Source organism: Sodalis-like endosymbiont of Proechinophthirus fluctus, from assembly GCF_001602625.1.
Taxonomy (GTDB): Bacteria; Pseudomonadota; Gammaproteobacteria; order Enterobacterales; family Enterobacteriaceae.
This window is the reverse complement of the sequence record NZ_LECR01000090.1, coordinates 149,736-167,761: the sequence shown is the minus strand read 5'-3', so window position 1 is coordinate 167,761 and position 18,026 is coordinate 149,736. Positions and strand designations below refer to the sequence as shown.

General features: G+C 51.5%; 13 protein-coding genes and 3 pseudogenes. 11 read left to right on the top strand and 5 right to left on the bottom strand.

Features of this window, described 5'->3' with window-relative positions:
- From BG74_RS18525 to BG74_RS14540, 6 genes and pseudogenes are all read left to right on the top strand, one after another.
- Positions 1-586: pseudogene (locus BG74_RS18525) on the top strand (NADH-quinone oxidoreductase subunit L); the annotation flags it as partial.
- A 138-nt stretch (positions 587-724) separates the two neighbouring features.
- Positions 725-2,150 (top strand): annotated as a pseudogene (gene nuoM, locus BG74_RS09415) (NADH-quinone oxidoreductase subunit M); the annotation flags it as partial.
- Position 2,151: 1 nt separating this feature from the next.
- Positions 2,152-2,235, top strand: an 84-nt coding sequence (locus BG74_RS18520; protein WP_244267505.1) for a hypothetical protein, incomplete at its 5' end; no start/stop codon positions are given.
- Positions 2,232-3,689, top strand: coding sequence for an NADH-quinone oxidoreductase subunit NuoN (gene nuoN / locus BG74_RS09410; RefSeq protein WP_066598078.1), 1,458 nt, complete (start codon positions 2,232-2,234; stop codon positions 3,687-3,689). The genes BG74_RS18520 and nuoN, both read left to right, overlap by 4 nt.
- 389 nt (positions 3,690-4,078) lie before the next feature.
- A complete protein-coding gene (locus tag BG74_RS21055; protein WP_439895731.1) occupies positions 4,079-4,195 on the top strand; it encodes a glycine zipper domain-containing protein in 117 nt (38 codons plus the stop codon).
- Between the two features lie 195 nt (positions 4,196-4,390).
- Positions 4,391-4,636 carry a hypothetical protein gene (locus tag BG74_RS14540; protein WP_187202871.1) on the top strand — a complete coding sequence of 82 codons (246 nt, stop codon included), beginning with the start codon at positions 4,391-4,393 and terminating at the stop codon, positions 4,634-4,636.
- Between the two features lie 190 nt (positions 4,637-4,826).
- On the opposite strand, the pseudogene BG74_RS14535 reads toward BG74_RS14540, so the two are convergent.
- The 5 genes and pseudogenes from BG74_RS14535 to ubiG form a co-directional block, all read right to left on the bottom strand.
- A pseudogene (locus tag BG74_RS14535) lies at positions 4,827-5,441 on the bottom strand (MFS transporter); the annotation flags it as partial.
- A 1,720-nt stretch (positions 5,442-7,161) separates the two neighbouring features.
- Entirely contained in the window at positions 7,162-8,292 is a 1,131-nt protein-coding gene (gene nrdB / locus BG74_RS09375; RefSeq protein ID WP_066598062.1) for a class Ia ribonucleoside-diphosphate reductase subunit beta, read from the bottom strand.
- A gap of 49 nt (positions 8,293-8,341) precedes the next feature.
- Positions 8,342-10,624 carry a class 1a ribonucleoside-diphosphate reductase subunit alpha gene (nrdA, locus tag BG74_RS09370; protein ID WP_066598061.1) on the bottom strand — a complete coding sequence of 761 codons (2,283 nt, stop codon included), beginning with the start codon at positions 10,622-10,624 and terminating at the stop codon, positions 8,342-8,344.
- 365 nt (positions 10,625-10,989) lie between these two features.
- A complete protein-coding gene (locus BG74_RS14530) occupies positions 10,990-11,130 on the bottom strand; it encodes a hypothetical protein (RefSeq protein ID WP_187202870.1) in 141 nt (46 codons plus the stop codon).
- A 74-nt stretch (positions 11,131-11,204) separates the two neighbouring features.
- Positions 11,205-11,954: a bifunctional 2-polyprenyl-6-hydroxyphenol methylase/3-demethylubiquinol 3-O-methyltransferase UbiG gene (gene ubiG, locus BG74_RS09360; RefSeq protein WP_066598058.1), complete on the bottom strand. Its 750-nt coding sequence runs from the start codon at positions 11,952-11,954 to the stop codon at positions 11,205-11,207.
- A 263-nt stretch (positions 11,955-12,217) separates the two neighbouring features.
- On the opposite strand from ubiG, the gene gyrA reads away from it, so the two are divergent.
- The 5 genes from gyrA to BG74_RS18510 all read left to right on the top strand — a co-directional run.
- Positions 12,218-14,869: a DNA topoisomerase (ATP-hydrolyzing) subunit A gene (gyrA, locus tag BG74_RS09355; RefSeq protein WP_066598053.1), complete on the top strand. Its 2,652-nt coding sequence runs from the start codon at positions 12,218-12,220 to the stop codon at positions 14,867-14,869.
- 571 nt (positions 14,870-15,440) lie between these two features.
- The gene (locus tag BG74_RS09350; RefSeq protein ID WP_187202869.1) at positions 15,441-15,668 is read left to right on the top strand and encodes a hypothetical protein; all 228 of its coding nucleotides are present in this window, start codon (positions 15,441-15,443) and stop codon (positions 15,666-15,668) included.
- A 1-nt stretch (position 15,669) separates the two neighbouring features.
- Complete coding sequence (locus BG74_RS14525) at positions 15,670-15,834, top strand: hypothetical protein (RefSeq protein WP_187202868.1); 165 nt, start codon at positions 15,670-15,672, stop codon at positions 15,832-15,834.
- Positions 15,835-16,511: 677 nt separating this feature from the next.
- Positions 16,512-16,781, top strand: coding sequence for a hypothetical protein (locus BG74_RS09345; protein ID WP_066598049.1), 270 nt, complete (start codon positions 16,512-16,514; stop codon positions 16,779-16,781).
- A 647-nt stretch (positions 16,782-17,428) separates the two neighbouring features.
- Positions 17,429-18,026 (top strand): porin (locus BG74_RS18510; RefSeq protein ID WP_244267500.1); only part of this gene is annotated, 598 nt, incomplete at its 3' end.

Sequence of the window (18,026 nt, the reverse complement as noted above, 5' to 3'; positions counted from 1 at the left end):
CGGCCTAGTAGGGGCGTTCCTAACCTCGGTTTATACTTTCCGCATGATCTTTATCGTGTTCCACGGCAAGGCGCAAATCAAGGCCGACGCCTGCCGCGGTATCAGCCATCATCTGCCGCTTGTGATACTGATGGTCTTGTCCACTTTTATCGGCGCCTGGATCACGCCGCCGCTGTCGGGGGTCTTGCCGGCCAGTGAGTTCGGTCATGATGGTAAACTAGCGCTGGAAATCACCTCGGGCGCGGTCGCCATCATCGGTATTTGCCTGGCGGCAGCCCTGTGGCTGGGCCAGCGCCGTTTGGTGAACGCCGTCGCCGCTAGTACACCAGGACGTTTCTTCTCAGTCTGGTGGTTCCACGCCTGGGGATTCGACTGGCTTTACGACAAGATCTTCGTCAAACCTTACCTGGCCATTTCGCGGTTGCTGGCATGCGATCCCCTTAACGCGGTAATAAATCTTCTCGCGCTGCTGGCGCGCTGGGCCGGACGCTGCCTAACGATGAGCGAAAACGGGCAGTTGCGCTGGTATGCAACGTCGTTGGGTTTGGGGGCGGTTTTCGTGGTGGCGTTGTTGGTATTCATTTAAATACCCCGAGTTTCATTTCTGACTCAGGGCGGGGGCGGTGGGCAGAATGCCGCTACGCTGATACTCAAGTTTATTGATTTTAAAATTAGGAACGCAAAACGCCATGCTACTACCTTGGCTAATTCTTATCCCCTTTANCGGCGGTCTGCTGTGTTGGCAATGCGAGCGTTTCGGTACCCGGGTACCGCGCTGGATAGCTTTGATTACTATGGGGCTGACACTGGCGTTTTCATTGCTGTTGTGGCGCCAGGGCAGTTACGCCCTGGCGATGGCCCAAGGGCTGCCGCAATGGCAGATGGAGTATCTACTTCCCTGGATCCCGCGCTTCGGTATCAGTATCCATCTAGCGCTGGACGGCCTGTCTCTGCTGATGGTGGTGCTGACCGGGTTGCTCGGAGTGTTGTCGATCCTTTGCTCCTGGCGGGAAATTCAGCGTTACCAGGGCTTTTTCCACCTTAACTTGCTGTGGATCTTAGGTGGTGTTATCGGCGTGTTCTTGGCCATCGATATGTTTCTCTTTTTTTTCTTTTGGGAAATGATGTTGGTACCGATGTACTTTCTCATCGCTCTCTGGGGCCATAAAGCCTCCGATGGCAAAACCCGCATTACCGCCGCTACCAAATTCTTTATTTATACCCAGGCAAGCGGTCTGGTGATGTTAGTGGCGATACTCGGCCTGGTGCTGGTGCACTATAATGCCGCTGGCGTCTGGACCTTCAATTATAAAGACCTGCTGCGTACACCGATGTCGGAACGGATGGAATACCTGCTGATGCTGGGATTCTTTTTCGCCTTCGCAGTTAAAATGCCGGTGGTGCCGCTGCATGGCTGGCTGCCGGACTCCCACAGCCAGGCGCCCACCGCCGGTTCGGTGGACCTGGCAGGGATTTTGCTGAAAACCGCGGCTTACGGGATGTTGCGCTTTAGCCTGCCGTTGTTTCCTCACGCCTCGCACCAGTTCTCCCCCATTGCCATGTGGCTTGGGGTAGTAGGCATTTTTTACGGCGCTTGGATGGCATTCTCACAGACCGATATCAAGCGCCTCATCGCTTATACCAGTGTATCCCACATGGGTTTTGTGCTGATCGCCATCTACAGCGGCAGCCAGCTAGCTTATCAGGGCGCGGTGGTACAGATGATCGCCCACGGTCTGTCGGCCGCCGGCATGTTCATCATTTGCGGCCAGCTGTATGAACGTCTTCACACCCGCGATATGCGGAAAATGGGCGGTCTGTGGGGCCGACTGAGCTTTATTCCAGCGCTGTCGCTATTTTTCGCTGTCGCGACGCTCGGCATGCCTGGTACCGGCAACTTTGTCAGCGAGATCACCATTTTGTTCGGCAGTTTCCCAGTGGTACCAGTGATTACGGTGATTTCCACATTCGGTCTGGTGTTCGCATCGACATACTCGCTTATTATGATGCAGCGCGCTTATTACGGCCCGGCTAAATCCACCGAGCCGCTGCAGGGTATGACGCTGCGCGAACGACTGGTTATTTTATTGCTGGTCGTGCTGTTGGTGCTGATCGGGTTCTTCCCACAGCTGATTATGGATACCTCGGCCNGCCGCCGCCATGAGCAATATTCAGAACTGGTTCGCCCCGCCGCCGGTTCCACTATTTCAACTACAAAGCTATAATTCGCCATGACAATAACTCCTCAACAACTTATGGCATTATTACCGCTGTTGATCGTTGGATTGACAGTGGTGGTTGTGATGCTTTGTATTGCGTGGCGACGCAACCACTTTATCAACGCAACGCTGACGGTCATCGGGCTTAACCTAGCACTGCTGTCGCTGTGGTTCGTGGGTCAGAATGGTCTGATGGACGTGACGCCACTGATGCGCGTCGACAGGTATTCCATGCTCTACACCGGGCTGGTGCTGATAGCTAGCCTGGCGACCAGCACGCTGGCCTACGCCTGGCTGGCGGACTATCCGGGTAACCGTGATGAGTTTTATCTTCTGTTGCTGATGGCTGCGATGGGTGGGATTCTACTCGCCTGCGCCAATCATTTGGCGGCTCTGTTCCTTGGTATTGAGCTGATTTCGCTGCCGCTGTTCGGGATGGTGGGTTATGCATTCCGCCAAAAGCGCTCGCTGGAAGCCAGCATCAAATACACTCTGCTGTCGGCGTCTTCGTCGTCTTTCTTGCTGTTTGGTATGGCGCTGCTGTATGCTGGTACCGGTCGACTATCTTTCGTCGGAATTGGTCAAACGCTTAACGACGGCGTGTTGACACAACCGGTGTTGCTAGCTGGTTTAGGCATGATGATCGTCGGCATCGGCTTTAAGTTGTCGCTGGTGCCGTTCCACCTGTGGACGCCGGATGTCTACCAGGGCGCGCCAGCGCCGGTGTCCGCCTTCCTGGCGACTGCCAGTAAAATCGCGATTTTCGCAGTGGTTATGCGCCTGTTCCTGTACGTGCCGATGATCCATAACGAAGCGGTGCAGCTGGTGCTAGCTATTATTGCTCTCGCCTCCATGTTATTCGGTAACCTAATGGCTCTGAGTCAAAGTAACATCAAGCGGGTGTTGGGTTATTCATCCATTGCCCACCTGGGTTATTTACTGGTAGGGTTGATTGCGGTGCAGGCCCACACGCTGGCGCTGGAAACCGTCGGCGTCTATCTGGTGGGGTATCTGTTCTCAAGCCTGGGGGCATTCGGCGTAGTCAGCTTGATGTCCAGCCCCCACACCGGCGAGGATGTAGATTCGCTGTATTCCTACCGCGGTATGTTTTGGCATAAGCCGCTATTGTCGTCGGTGCTGACGGTGATGATGCTGTCGCTAGCGGGCATCCCCATGACCCTCGGCTTTATCGGCAAGTTCTACATAATTGCGCTCGGCGTGAATAGCCATCTTGGTTGGCTGACCGGCGCGGTGGTAGCCGGCAGCGCCATCGGGTTGTTTTACTACTTGCGTATTATGGTTAGCTTGTACCTGTCGCCACCGGAAAATCTGCGCCGAGATACCTCTTCCAATTGGGCGTTGACCGCCGGCGGTGTCGTGGTGCTTATATCCTCGTTGCTGGTGCTGCTGCTCGGTCTGTATCCGCAGCTGCTCATCACGCTGGTGCAGTTGGCGCAGCCTATTTTTTAATTCAGAGCGCCACGCGCATTCCCCCGCGGTAGCGCCCTTCTCCGAGTGCGACATCAGCGATGATACAGTCGGTTTTTCGGATTGCTCCGGTTAGAATAGTCGTCCGGTAATGGCATTTTTCTCCTCGCCTATAGTTTAGTCTGGATCCTTTCGTCAGAATGCGGAGAATAGTGATAACTATACCTAACGATTTCTTCAGCCGCACGAAACATATGTCGACAATGATGTGCAGATCCTGTCAGAAACTCTGAAAGATGTGCTGGCTTATTTCGGCTATAAAACTGATCAAAAGTTATGTCGAGACGAATACCTGCGCGCAGTAGGCGTCAGATGATGTTAAAACGCGGGTGAGCTAGGCTTTCAAAAAGCCAGGCAGGCGGTGAGCCGCCGTGGATGACTATGTGCAGGAAAATCCTTGGCATGGCGTCGGTATAGGCGCCTCGGTCGGGCTGGTGGTAATTAGCCCGCTGATAACCACGGCCGGCTTGTCAGCGGTGCTAGGGTAATACACCGTGGTGCTCTATCTACCCATAATTTTATTTATCTTGGGCTGTGAATGCACGCAGCGTCACGCTTCCGTGGCCTTCCGCGTTTTTAAGTCCGCGCCGGCGCATGGCGGGTTTGGTAATAGCTGCCGCCATACGTATAATCCCTCTCATTATTCCGTTTTTGAAATAAGCGGCTCTCTATGCTGTCACTACTTGTCTCCACTCTGCTTCAATACCTCGGCCGGTTCATTACCGCTGTTTGCTGTTTTTTACCCTGGTATGCCCTCGGAATTCAAGGCCATGGTGGAGCGCGAAATCGTGCCGCTACTGCGCGAGCGTTTCGATTTTCCGGATCAGCCACTTTGCCTGAGCATGACCGTCTTTTGTCATGGCGAAAGCGATTTGGCCAATGATTTCGATGGTCTGCTGTTACCGGAGGAGGTGGTGCTCGGCTACTGATCTTCGATGCCGATCATTGAATTGAAACTGACCGGCTCCAGCTTATGAACACGAGGTGATGGAGTAGGTATGGCAGCAGATCCGCGCTGTGACTGGCGCGCTGTGGCTGGGCAGCCATTTCTATGAGGGAACAGATGATTTGCCGACCAAGCTGGCGCAAAAGTTGCCGCAGCACCAAGCCCCGGTATANAGCGCCGCAGCGAGGATCATCCGTATGCCATTCTGGCAAAATACGCCGTACAGCAACAAGACTAGTAAAACGCTGATAGCGGCATACCAGGTGGGACACCACATAGCGATGTTGACAGCTTTGTTACCCCGTTTAAGCAGGAGGGAAAACTCCGACAGAAACACCATTGCCACCGGCAAATCAATACCCACTCCCAGGTACATCACAAAGCTTGCAGCAGTGAGTACTTATTCATTAGAGGCGAAGGTACAGGCCAGCGCCGCTAGTACAAAAAACAGCATGTCCGGCATAAATACCCGATAGCGGCCAATTTTATTATCGGTCAGATAACCGCTGAAAAACGCACCGCCGATAGCGCTAAAAGTAATGGTCGACGCCACCATGCCGGTGGCGTCCAGGGTCAGGCTGAACTCTCGAGCCATATTCTTAATGCCGAACGCTAGCTCACCGAGATCATAGGTATTGAGAAACATGCCACCGAGCGCGATAGCAATAAATAATAATGATGGAAGCATATGAACGATTATAGGTTTGGTGATTGACCAGGGTAGAAAAATCGCTGGCGCTGCGTATCACATGCCGCTCGCCGGTGGCGTTATGGCTATCGGTCAACATGGCGACATACGCCGTAGTGAAAAGCAAAAAGACAGATATAAAATCCTAGCTAATAAAGTTTGCGGTAGCCAAGCATACCGATTGGCGCAGGGAAAACCGATTCCGTTACGGAATAAGTTATAACTAACGGTTTAATCAGTCTTTACACTGCCCCTTATATCATGATCGTGATGTTAGGGAAAAGCTGCTTTAGCCACTCAGACAACGGATTGGGTGAATCGGGGTAATAATCAGAAGCGACAGACTAGGTAGCTGTGCGAAATCCTCATTTGACACATGATGAATGAGTTTGGCATACACCCGCAGGGTATGAAGGCTGTGGACGGGGCAGCCCCCGCGGTCATTGGGTAAAGCTGTCATCCGTCACCGCTAAGCTGGTTAACGCCGGTAGGTATTTCTTGAGATTGTCCAGTCTTTCAGACGATATCGGGGCATACTGGAAAAAGCTCATGTGTGTTATCGTCTTGGGTAAATGCTCAGATAAGCGCGGCATGTCACTATTTTTAATGTTGAGTACAGTTAGAAAACGGTCAGGAAGATGCTGGGTGCGCTTTGCTTGAAAAACTTCTACGGTCTGGGGAGTGTCTTACTCATACTGCACGTTTAGGATAGCCGCGTACGTTAAGCGTTATAAGTACATCCCGTATGAGCATAGGAGATGATTCGGCGTCGGTTTAAAATATTTTTTGGGCGAGAGATGTCAGGGACAGGGGTATAAAATATAAGCGGTGCGCGGGTGGTTAGGCTGCGATGAAGCTCTCTCCTTCTGGCTGTTGAAATAGGATATGCGCTTTGTCTTTTTTTTACCGCCGGCGCGCGGCGTGCTCTCGGTAAGGCGAGGAGTGTATGGAGAGGGAACGTCTTTTCATAAGTATAAATGGCGTCTTCCTGGTAATCCGCTTGTATGGTATGGACACTCTTTTTTGTAAGTTCAGCGACAACACCGGTTTAAAGTCTTTAATCGGTGAGGGTAAATATCAAATCATTCACCTGGGTAAAATAAAACTTGTCACTGTAATTTTTTATCCACTACAATTGTTCAAAATAGATTTTTATGTCGCGTTTTTGTAATTATCGGTATAGGGGATGATAGAGTCCATTTAAGACAAGATGAAGAGATATTTTTGGGTATCGCCATGAAAGAAAAAGTATTTGATCTTTTCCCAGATCGTCATCGTTAGTAATTACTCGCTGTTATTTTCTTTAATTTCCATAATGAGAGCCGTCCTGAGATTTTTTTAGAAAAATAATTCTTGGTACTGATTTATATAAAGCACTACTAATGGTCTATCTACTGTATTAAAATTAATTCTGGCATTTTCATTTTCATTTATTTCTAATCATTCGCTAATACGGTATTTTGCGTATCATGAGGCCGCGCGCAGAGGAAAAACCTTTTTCATAGTGCATTCATTGCGGGCGATGGCGGTAAGCGCATCAGGGTAGGGAGGCGACGGAGGGGGGTAGCCTCCAGCCTTGCGGCTGAGACTACAAACTCTAGCTCGATATCGTCAACCGGCAAGCAGCAGGTCAGAATTTCCCTGCAGCTGCCAAACTCCAGTGGAGTGGCTCCCTGTTGTATTTCATTTCCCCGACTAGCCCGGAGCGGTACTTGGAACCCCTTACTGGCACCTGGTGCGCCTCCATCGCGTCCAGCAGTAAGTAAGCAATGTGCACCGCCGAGGAGAGGGTTGAGCCATGGATAACAGACTGGGCCATGTTACAGCTGGAAGTCGCTGAGGTCTTCGCTATTAACTTCGGCATCAATCTGCCCCACCAGATAAGAACTTACCTCTACCTCCTGTGGTGCCACCTGGACGTTATCCGACACCAGCCAGGATTTGATCCACGGAATTGGGTTGGAGCGGGTGGTAAAGGGCAGATCCAGACCTACTGCCTGCATGCGAATATTAGTGATGTATTCCACATATTGACATAGAATATCTTTGTTCAAACCTATCATCGACCCGTCGCGGAACAGATAGCTCGCCCAGTCTTTCTCCTGTTGCACCGCCAGCAAGAAAAGATCGTAGCTTTCCTGCTGACATTCGCACGCAATCTCGGCCATTTCTGGATCGTCCTCACCGGAGCGCATCAGGTTCAGCATATGCTGGGTGCCGGTCAGGTGCAGCGCTTCGTCGCGGGCGATGAGGCGAATGATTTTGGCGTTACCCTCCATCAGTTCGCGCTCAGCAAAGGCGAAAGAACAGGCGAAACTGACATAGAAACGGATCGCCTCTAGCGCGTTGATGCTCATCAGGCAAAGATAGAGCTTTTTCTTCAACTTATGCAGATTCACTACCACCGCTTTGCCGTTGACCTGGTGCTTGCCTTCCCGCAGCAGATGATAATAGCTGGTCAGTTCGATAAGACTGTCGTAATAGCCAGAAATATCCTTGGCGCGTTTGAGGATCTCCTTATTGGTGACGATATCGTCGAACACTAGTGACGGATCGTTGACGATATTACGGATGATGTGGGTATAGGAGCGCGAATGGATAGTTTCTGAAAACGCCCAGGTTTCTACCCAGGTTTCTAATTCCGGTATAGAAATCAGCGGCAGCAGCGCTACATTAGGGCTGCGACCCTGGATGGAATCCAGCAGCGTTTGGTACTTTAGATTGCTGATAAAAATATGTTTTTCGTGCTCAGGCAGCGCTTGATAGTCGATGCGATCGCGCGACACATCCACCTCTTCCGGGCGCCAGAAGAACGACAGTTGTTTCTCAATCAACTTATCAAAAACGTCGTACTTCTGCTGATCGAAACGCGCGACGTTAACCGACTGACCGAAAAACATAGGCTCCAGCAACTGGTTATTTTTAACTTGTGAAAACGTGGTATAGGCCATGGGGACTCCCGTTAAACGCAGGCGGTATCGTTACCACCCGCGCCCATGTTCAAATCTTGCAGGCGCCGCTTTCGCAATCGTCCTGTTGCGTCGACTGCATGTCTTCCTGAGCGTCTTCCGCCCCGTCGCGGGTATTCTGGTAATACAGGGTCTTCACCCCGAGCTTGTACGCGGTCAGCAAATCCTTTAATAGCTGCTTCATCGGGACCTTACCGGCCGGAAAACGGGACGGATCGTAATTGGTATTGGCGGAGATAGCCTGATCGACGAATTTCTGCATTACGCCTACTAAGTGGAGGTAACCGTCGTTGCTTGGCATCTCCCACAGCAGCTCATAGGATTCTTTCAAATGGATGGACTCCGGCACCACCTGGCGCAGGATACCGTCTTTTGAGGCTTTGATGCTCACTAGGCCACGCGGCGGCTCGATACCGTTGGTGGCGTTGGAAATCTGCGAAGAGGTTTCCGACGGCATCAGCGCCGACAGGGTAGAGTTGCGCAAGCCATACTGCAAGATATCCGCGCGCAGCGCTTCCCAGTCGTAATGCAGAGGTTCGCTAACGATGCTGTCGAGATCTTTTTTATAGGTATCGACGGGCAAAATACCCTGTGCATAGGTGGTCTCATTAAACCACGGGCAGGCGCCGCGCTCACGAGCCAGATCGTTGGAGGCCTTCAACAGGTAGTACTGAATCGCTTCAAACGTACGGTGGGTCAGGTTGTTAGCGCTACCGTCGGAGTAGCGTACGCCATGCTTGGCGAGATAATAAGCGAAGTTAATCGCCCCTACACCGAGGGTACGGCGTCCTATAGCGCTGCGCTTAGCGGCCGGGATCGGATAGTCCTGATAGTCTAGCAGCGCATCGAGTGCGCGCACCGCAAGCGTCGCCAGTTCGCCCAAATCATCCAGGCTATCGATTGCTCCTAGGTTGAAGGCTGATAGGGTGCATAGGGCTATTTCGCCGCTGTCGTCGTTAACATCCTTCAGCGGCTTGGTAGGCAGGGATATTTCCAGGCATAAATTGGACTGGCGGATCGGCGCTACCGCGGCGTCGAACGGGCTGTGGGTATTGCAATGATCTACGTTCTGCACATAGATACGGCCGGTGGAAGCGCGCTCTTGAATCATCAGTGAGAATAGTTCCACCGCTTTGATACGACGCTGTCTGATGCTGCTGTCCTGCTCATACTGGGTATACAGCTGCTCGAATTCGTCCTGATCGGCGAAGAAGGAGTCGTACAATCCAGGTACGTCGGGGGGGCTAAACAGCGTGATGTCCTCACCATTGACCAGGCGCTGGTACATCAGTTTGTTAAGCTGTACGCCGTAATCCATATGGCGCACCCGGTTAGCTTCCACGCCGCGGTTGTTTTTCAGTACCAACAGGCTTTCCACTTCCAGATGCCATATGGGATAGAACAAGGTGGCTGCGCCGCCGCGCACGCCACCCTGGGAGCAGGATTTGACGGCAGTTTGGAAATGTTTATAAAACGGGATACAGCCGGTATGAAAAGCCTCGCCACCGCGGATCGGGCTGCCCAGCGCGCGAATGCGGCCGGCGTTAATACCAATCCCTGCGCGCTGAGAAACGTATTTCACAATCGCGCTGGCGGTGGCGTTAATGGAGTCGAGACTATCGCCGCATTCGATGAGCACGCAGGAACTGAATTGACGGGTCGGGGTGCGTACTCCGGACATAATCGGCGTCGGCAGAGAAATTTTAAATGTCGATACCGCGTCATAAAACCTTTTGACGTAGTTGAGACGGGTCGCTCGAGAATAGCCGGAAAACAGGCAGGCGGCTACCAGTATATAGAGAAACTGGGCGCTCTCGTAAATCTCGCCGGTTACCCGGTTTTGCGCCAGATACTTTCCTTCAAGCTGTTTGACGGCGGCATAGGAAAAGTTCATATCGCGCCAGTGATCTATAAACCCATCCATCTGCTCGAATTCGTCGACGCTATAGTCCGCCAGCAAATGTTTATCGTATTTGCCCATCTCGACCAGCCGCGAGACGTGATCGTAGAGTTTCGGCGGCTCAAACCGACCGTAGGCTTTTTTACGCAAATGGAACACCGCCAGCCGGGCGGCGAGATACTGGTAGTCTGGCGCTTCACGCGAAATCAGATCCGCCGAGGCTTTGATAATAGTTTCGTGAATATCGGCGGTTTTGATGCCGTCGTAGAACTGGATATGGGAACGTAATTCTACCTGGGAAACGGAAACGTTTTCCAGCCCTTCGGCCGCCCAGTCGATGACCCGGTGGATTTTATCGAGGTTAATGGTTTCTTTACGTCCGTCGCGCTTGGTGACTAGCAGACTCTGGTTCATGCGGCTTTTTTATACCTGTCTGTATGACCCGAAAACGCCCTACTAGCGCGCAGGCAAAATGACGCCTTGCCAGAGGCAAATCACTATATTGGGTCTTTTCGTTAGCTTGGTAACAAGATAGTGACAAAGCCACCGCAATGCAAGTGAGTAACTTGCCAACTTTTGTGGATAACGTTGGGGAGAAACAGTCATCAAACGGGTAAGCTGCTATTGTGCCTATGCTTCTGCTTCGCGGGTGTCAATTGTGGAGGATAACTTTTTCTAAAATAATGCGATCGTTGCTTACATTGAACGCTCTCTATTTTTTGACGGCGCCAACGGTCCGGCACGAGAAGACTCGGATAGAAACGGTAGCTCCACAGCCGTTAGCTGTTAGGCGGCCCAACAGGGAAAATAAGGTCGACATCGTAACGGGCATCCTCCGAGAGAAAGAGAACGCCTTCGGCGTGACAGGTGGCTTGCACGTAAAGATAGCATCTCTGGCCTGACAGGAGTTCAATGTGCAAAGGCAACGCTCCAGGTCTGACAAAGACGCCTGGCGGAAAAGAGCGCGCCCTTGACGCAATGACGGGGGAGTGCCTTAGGCTTGGCAGCGCGTATGCAGCATATAATTCACATCTACATTACTGCCCAAATAGAAACGATCCCGCAGCGGATTGTAATGTAAACCGATAATATGCTGCTCGCGCAGTGGGGTGTCGTCCACCCAACCCAGCAGCTCGGCGGGTTTTATAAATTTATTGATATCATGCGTGCCCCGCGGCACCATACGTAGCACATATTCGGCGCCGGCGATGGCTATTAGCCAGGCCTTCGGATTACGGTTCAATGTCGAAAAAAACACCTCCCCGCCCGGTTTAACCAACCGCGCGCAGGAGTGGACGATAGACGCCGGATCCGGCACATGCTCGAGCATTTCCATACAGGTTACCACATCATAGGCGCCGGGATATGCCTCGGCGTGCGCCTCAACCGTCTCTTGGCGATAATCCAGGGCCAGGCCTCCTTCCAGCGCGTGCAGGCGGGCAATCGCCAGCGGTTCGGCGCCCATATCCAGTCCGGTCACCTTCGCCCCTTCGCGCGCCATGCTTTCCGCCAAAATACCGCCTCCACAGCCTACGTCTAGCACGTTTTTTCCAAACAACCCGTCGGCGTGTTCGAGAATATAATCTAAGCGCAGCGGATTGATGCGGTGCAGCGGTTTGAATTCGCTGTCAAGATCCCACCAGCGCGAGGCTATAGCATCGAATTTGGCGATTTCGTCCGGATCGACGTTTTCCTGACGGGGCGGTGCGTTATGGTCAGCTTCATTACCTACTTCATGTGTCATGTAAAAGCTCCTTGTGTGTCATGTAAAAGCTCCTTATACATTTATCGGCCAAGTATACGCGCAACCGGGTCTTCTGGCAGCCAGGTTGCCTGCAAAAGCCAGCATTAGCGGTTCTCGTGGACCGTCGGCGGGCACCATTGGTGACATGAGATGACGCAGGTACGTCTTTCAACGGTGACTGTGCCCTTTTACAGAAAAAAGATATATACTTTGACACATTTAAATTCGGGTAGAATCTTCATTTAGCAGAGGGATGAGGCTCCATGAGCGACCTTGCCAGAGAAATTACACCGGTCAATATCGAAGAAGAACTGAAACGTTCTTATCTGGATTATGCCATGTCCGTCATTGTCGGACGCGCGTTGCCGGATGTGCGGGACGGACTCAAACCCGTACACCGTCGCGTGCTGTTCGCGATGAGTGTGCTCGGTAATGACTGGAATAAACCCTATAAAAAATCGGCACGCGTCGTCGGCGACGTCATCGGTAAATATCACCCCCACGGGGATATCGCTGTCTACGACACCATTGTGCGTATGGCACAGCGGTTCTCGCTGCGTTATATTCTGGTGGATGGCCAGGGCAACTTCGGTTCCGTTGACGGCGACTCCGCCGCGGCGATGCGTTATACCGAAGTGCGCATGGCGAAAATTGCCCACGAATTGCTGGCGGATCTGGAAAAAGAGACCGTCGATTACGTACCCAACTATGACGGCACCGAGCAAATTCCCGATGTCCTGCCTACCAAGATCCCCAACCTGTTGGTCAACGGCTCTTCCGGCATCGCGGTGGGGATGGCCACAAATATTCCACCGCACAACCTCGCGGAAGTTATCGACGGCTGTCTGGCCTATATAGACGACGAGAACATTAGCATCGAAGACCTGATGGAGCATATCTCCGGTCCCGATTTCCCCACCGCCGCTATCATCTACGGCCGGCGCGGTATCGAAGAGGCATACCGCACTGGGCGCGGCAAAATCTATATTCGCGCGCGTGCCGAGGTGGAAAAGGATGGCAAAACTAGCCGAGAAACCATCATCATACATGAAATTCCCTATCAGGTGAATAAAGCGCGCCTGATTGAGAAAATCGCTGAGCTGGTTAAAGAAAAGCGCGTCGATGGTATCAGCGGCCTGCGAGATGAATCCGACAAAGACGGTATGCGTATTGTCATTGAAATCAAACGCGATGCGGTAGGGGAGGTGGTACTTAACAATCTGTACTCCTTGACCCAGCTGCAGGTGTCGTTCGGTATCAATATGGTGGCCCTATATCAGGGGCAGCCGAAGATCCTACCACTGAAGGATATTTTATCTGCCTTTGTGCGCCATCGCCGTGAAGTGGTGACCCGCCGTACTATTTTTGAGTTGCGCAAAGCCCGCGATCGAGCCCATATTCTTGAGGCGCTGGCGGTGGCGATGGCAAACATTGACTCGATGATCGAACTGATCCGCCAGGCGCCGACGTCGGTGAGAGCGAAGGCCTCCCTGATAGCGCGTTCATGGGCACTTGGCACAGTCTCCGCCATGCTGGAGCGCGCTAGCAACGGTACCGCGAGGCTCGAGTGGCTGGAGCCGCAGTACGGTATCTGCGACGGTCAATATTATCTAACCGAGCAGCAAGCCCAGGCGATTTTGGACCTTCGGTTGCAAAAACTGACCGGTCTAGAACACGAAAAGCTACTTGATGAATACAAAGAGCTGTTAACTCAGATAGCGGAACTTATCCGAATCTTGCAGAATCCGGACTACTTGATGGAGGTGATCTGCGAAGAGCTTGTCGCCATCAAAGAGCAGTATAGCGATCTGCGCCGCACCGAGATTACCGCCAATACCTCGGATATCAATGTCGAAGACATGATTAATCAGGAAGATGTTGTCGTCACTCTGTCCCATCAGGGTTATGTGAAGTATCAGCCGTTGACGGACTATGAAGCACAGCGCCGTGGTGGTAAAGGCAAGTCGGCTGCCAGCATCAAGGAAGAGGACTTCATAGACCGCTTGCTGGTGGCGAATACCCACGATACTATCTTGCTGTTCTCCAGCCGAGGACGGATGTATTGGATGAAGGTCTATCAGTTGCCGGAAGCCAGCCGAGGCGCCCGCGGACGGCCGATAGTCAATCTGTTACCGCTGGAATCCAACGAACGTATCACTGCCATTTTGCCGGTGCGTGACTATAAAGAAGGACGCAACGTCTTTATGGCGACCGCCAGCGGCACCGTGAAGAAAACCTCTCTTATCGAGTTCAGCCGCCCGCGCAGCGCCGGGATTATCGCTGTTAATCTTAACGATGGTGATGAGTTGATAGGTGTGGACCTGACCGACGGCAGCAACGATGTTATGCTTTTTTCCGCCTATGGCAAAGTGGTGCGTTTCCCGGAAAATCAAGTGCGCAACATGGGGCGGACTGCTACTGGCGTCCGGGGGATTAATCTGGCGGAAGGCGACCGGGTAGTGTCCCTCATCGTGCCGCGCGGCGAGGGGACAATATTGATGGTCACCCAGCACGGCTATGGCAAGCGTACTGCCCAGGCGGAATATCCGACCAAGTCCCGCGCGACCCAGGGCGTTATCTCCATTAAGGTGAGCGAACGCAACGGCGAAGTGGTGGGGGCGGTGCAGGTGGATAATTGTGACCAGATCATGATGATAACGGACGCCGGCACGCTGGTGCGCACGCGGGTTTCCGAGGTGAGCATTGTCGGGCGCAATACCCAGGGTGTGACGCTTATCCGCACCGTGCAGGATGAGCACGTGGTGGGGTTGCAGCGAGTCGCCGAACCTGTAGACGATGAGGATCTGGACTCGGTGGAGATTCCGAATGCGACTCTTGAAGACGACCTGATGGATGTCGATGAATCGGATGGCAGCATCAGAGATGACGATGATGTCGACAGTGAACGCGAATAACACCCTCGGCCCGGCGGCGGACGCGCCGGCACGTGAGGGTCATAAACAAGAAACAGTGTGGTTGCTCTGACCTTTTTGATTCTGGCTGATTTTCTTTATCTGAACGGTACGAGTTTGAAATATCTCACTTCGTTTCGCACTACGCAAAATCTCCCGCTACCTGCTTTATGCTTTTAGTACGCTAGCGTTAAAGCTGTGGGCGCTCGGCGCGCTATTCTCCTTTCTCTATTTTTCATCCTTCTGCACCAGCAGGAATCCGTGCTGCGGCAGGAATACGACAATAACTACGAGCAGATGCCGAATTATATTCGGCACTCGGCGGATATTCGCGCGCCAGCTGAAATGCATGGTAGAATACCGACTAATAGACAGTTAGTGTGGTTTGACTGGGTATGATATGCTGGACGGCAGCGCCAGCGGCAAACTATGATCCAGCCGCGCTACAGCGCGCTGATCCCCAATGGCGACTGCACCAATGAAACGCCGCGTTTTTATGCCGCGGTCAGCGTGCTGATCTATTTTTTCAACTATTGGAAAGACAATTTTTCTGATGCCCACGGATCTCAACTAGGTGTTTTATATAATAGGCGGAGATAGCCTGTGCCTGGCCGATTTCAGCATGCGCAGCGTGGAGAACAGCAATGATGCTATGCTAAAAAGCCTGGTGCGCCAGATTATAAAATTCCGTAACACGTGCTTCACCGACCGGCAGGGTAAGCAATATTGGGTCTCCTCGGTAACCGGCACAACAGCGGCAGTTATTATGTGTTTATCCCCCTTTACATCGGATCGGCAATAAGATGGAGGCGCTTATCGGCATCGAGAAAATGATAAGGCTGGAGGATTTTTCCAGCGCCAGTAATCTGGCTATCATCCTTACGCTGCTCGACCAAAATAATCTACCTCCGCTGAGGATGACCAGCAGTGAAAACAGCGCTCAAGCGCTTGGTACCTTTCCATCGTAGACGACCTTTTCCGCTATAACCACGGATTTGCCAATCTGGTGATGAAAAAACCGCTGTAGCAAACCATGCTAAGTATGGCATTTTCACTGTCATGCAGAATAGGCAATCTCAACCTACTGCTGTTAGCATATGGCTGTTGAATCTCTTGTCCGCTGCGGCGTTGATATGCCTGACCTGGCGCTGTTTGAGCGCAGGACGCTGGCGCCGGCGGAAAAGAACGTTTACCAGCTGGAAGAAAATTAGCAGGTTAACCGCAAAATCGCCGCCTCGGCGCCGGTAGGTATTTCCATAATGCGTATCAGTGACGGCGAAAATCTTATTAGTAATGAGTTAGCATATAATTATATAATCATTCTCACATATGAGGATCGCCAGCGTATTATCTATATTATCTATGGGTAGTAGGTCAATTTTGTCGATGTTATCACCAGCAAAAAACACTAACTTTCAAATCAGCTTCGTCCATTCCTGTTATCGTAACTAGAACGTCGTTATTTGCGTGCTGGTAGACGGACGTCGACGGGGGGCCCCGCGTGAAGATGGAGGAGCCGTTGCAGGATATGGCGGGCCGCTGAGCAGGGACAGCCAGGTCAAGTCGATGTTCCTGGCGACCATGAGCTAGGAATTGCGCACACCACTGTATGGCATTATTGGCAACTTGAATCTGTTGAAACAAGGTGCTGCCGGATAGCGTCGACAGGCTGGTCATGGCGATGAGTAACTCCTCTGCGCCGCTGCTCAACATCATTTGCGACATTCTCAATTTCTCAAAAATTGAATCAGAGCAGCTAAAGATTGAACTGAAGGATTACTCCCCCTGCGAGACGGTGAGCTATATTGTTAGCAATTGCTTATCGCTGGTGGTAAAAAACGCCTGGGATTGTACTACCTTATCGATCTTGACGTGCTGGACAAGCCTGCACGGCGATCCAGTGCATCTGCAGTAGGTGCTGTCTAATTTATTGAATAATCCTACTAAATTTACTCTCAGCGGCGGTATTTTGGTTGACGGTGTACTGCCGGGACGGTTACTTGCAATTTAGCGTGCGGTATACTGGCATTGGCATGCAGCTGCGGGAAGTGATGCTCCTTAAATAGCGGTCTCTGGGGAGATATAATATAATATTATTTATAATTAAATTTAATTCAATTTTACTATACAAAGATTGTTGATGTCCGGCGCATTATTGTCGATCTCTCTCACACTCTCGCTAAAAAATAACGACGAATGTCATCATAGAAAGTAGTTTTTATACTGGTCATCGTAAATTTTATTGCGACCATTATGTAGAATCTATGAAGATTTATTTTTCTAAGGCCATGTTTTTAAATTTTTTTATTTTTACTATCGCTATTTTTATCATATAAATAATAGTATTTTACTATTTATTATTTATATAATTATGATGTATATCGGTTATTTGCTTTCATTCAATGGCTTGAAAGGAAAAAATCTGTCGAGTATAATCTCCAAGTCAGTTCAATATCCGATCTATCAATGACATCAAGATCTGTTGAATGCTCGTTTTTATTTGAGCCTCCTCGGATATCTAATTATTAGTGGCGAAATATAATAAATATAGAGGGTATCAACATGAAACTGCAGTATCTGTCTGTACTCGTTTCTGCTATGCTGATGGCCAGCAGTGCTGGGGCCGCCGAAGTTTATAACAAAGACGGCAATAAATTGGATCTGTACGGTAAATTCAATGGCATGCGTTATATGTCTAGCAATGATGATAAAAACGGCGATCGATCTTTCGTCCGTTATGGCTTCCGTGGGGAAACTCAGCTTAGCGACGGGCTTATCGGTTTTAGTAACTGGGAGCATGAGGTCGGGCTGCGCCGCCACGCGGGAAGCGAAGGCGTGAGAAGCGCCTTTACCAGCCTGGGTTTCGCCGGTATTAAGTTCGCCGATGCGGGTAGCATTGATTACGGTCGGAACTACGGCGTGCTGTATGACGTTGGCGCCTGGACCGATGTGATGCCGGAATTCGGTGGTGATACCACTATTACTGATAATTTTCTTTCCGGCCGTGCCAATGGTGTGCTCACCTACCGCAATACCAATTTCTTCGGGATGGCGGATGGCTTGAATTTCGCGCTGCAATACCAGGGAAAAAACGACAGCAAGGCGGATAACACCACCGGCCGTGGCCTCCAGAAGGCCAATGGTGATGGCGGCTATGGTC

Bases quoted from the DNA above. Each gene is read 5' to 3' on its own strand.
- nuoN (WP_066598078.1), top strand. From the start codon at position 2,232: ATGACAATAACTCCTCAACAACTTATGGCATTATTACCGCTGTTGATC.
- nrdB (WP_066598062.1), bottom strand. From the start codon at position 8,292: ATGGCCTATACCACGTTTTCACAAGTTAAAAATAACCAGTTGCTGGAG.
- nrdA (WP_066598061.1), bottom strand. From the start codon at position 10,624: ATGAACCAGAGTCTGCTAGTCACCAAGCGCGACGGACGTAAAGAAACC.
- ubiG (WP_066598058.1), bottom strand. From the start codon at position 11,954: ATGACACATGAAGTAGGTAATGAAGCTGACCATAACGCACCGCCCCGT.
- gyrA (WP_066598053.1), top strand. From the start codon at position 12,218: ATGAGCGACCTTGCCAGAGAAATTACACCGGTCAATATCGAAGAAGAA.
- BG74_RS14525 (WP_187202868.1), top strand. From the start codon at position 15,670: ATGGAGGCGCTTATCGGCATCGAGAAAATGATAAGGCTGGAGGATTTT.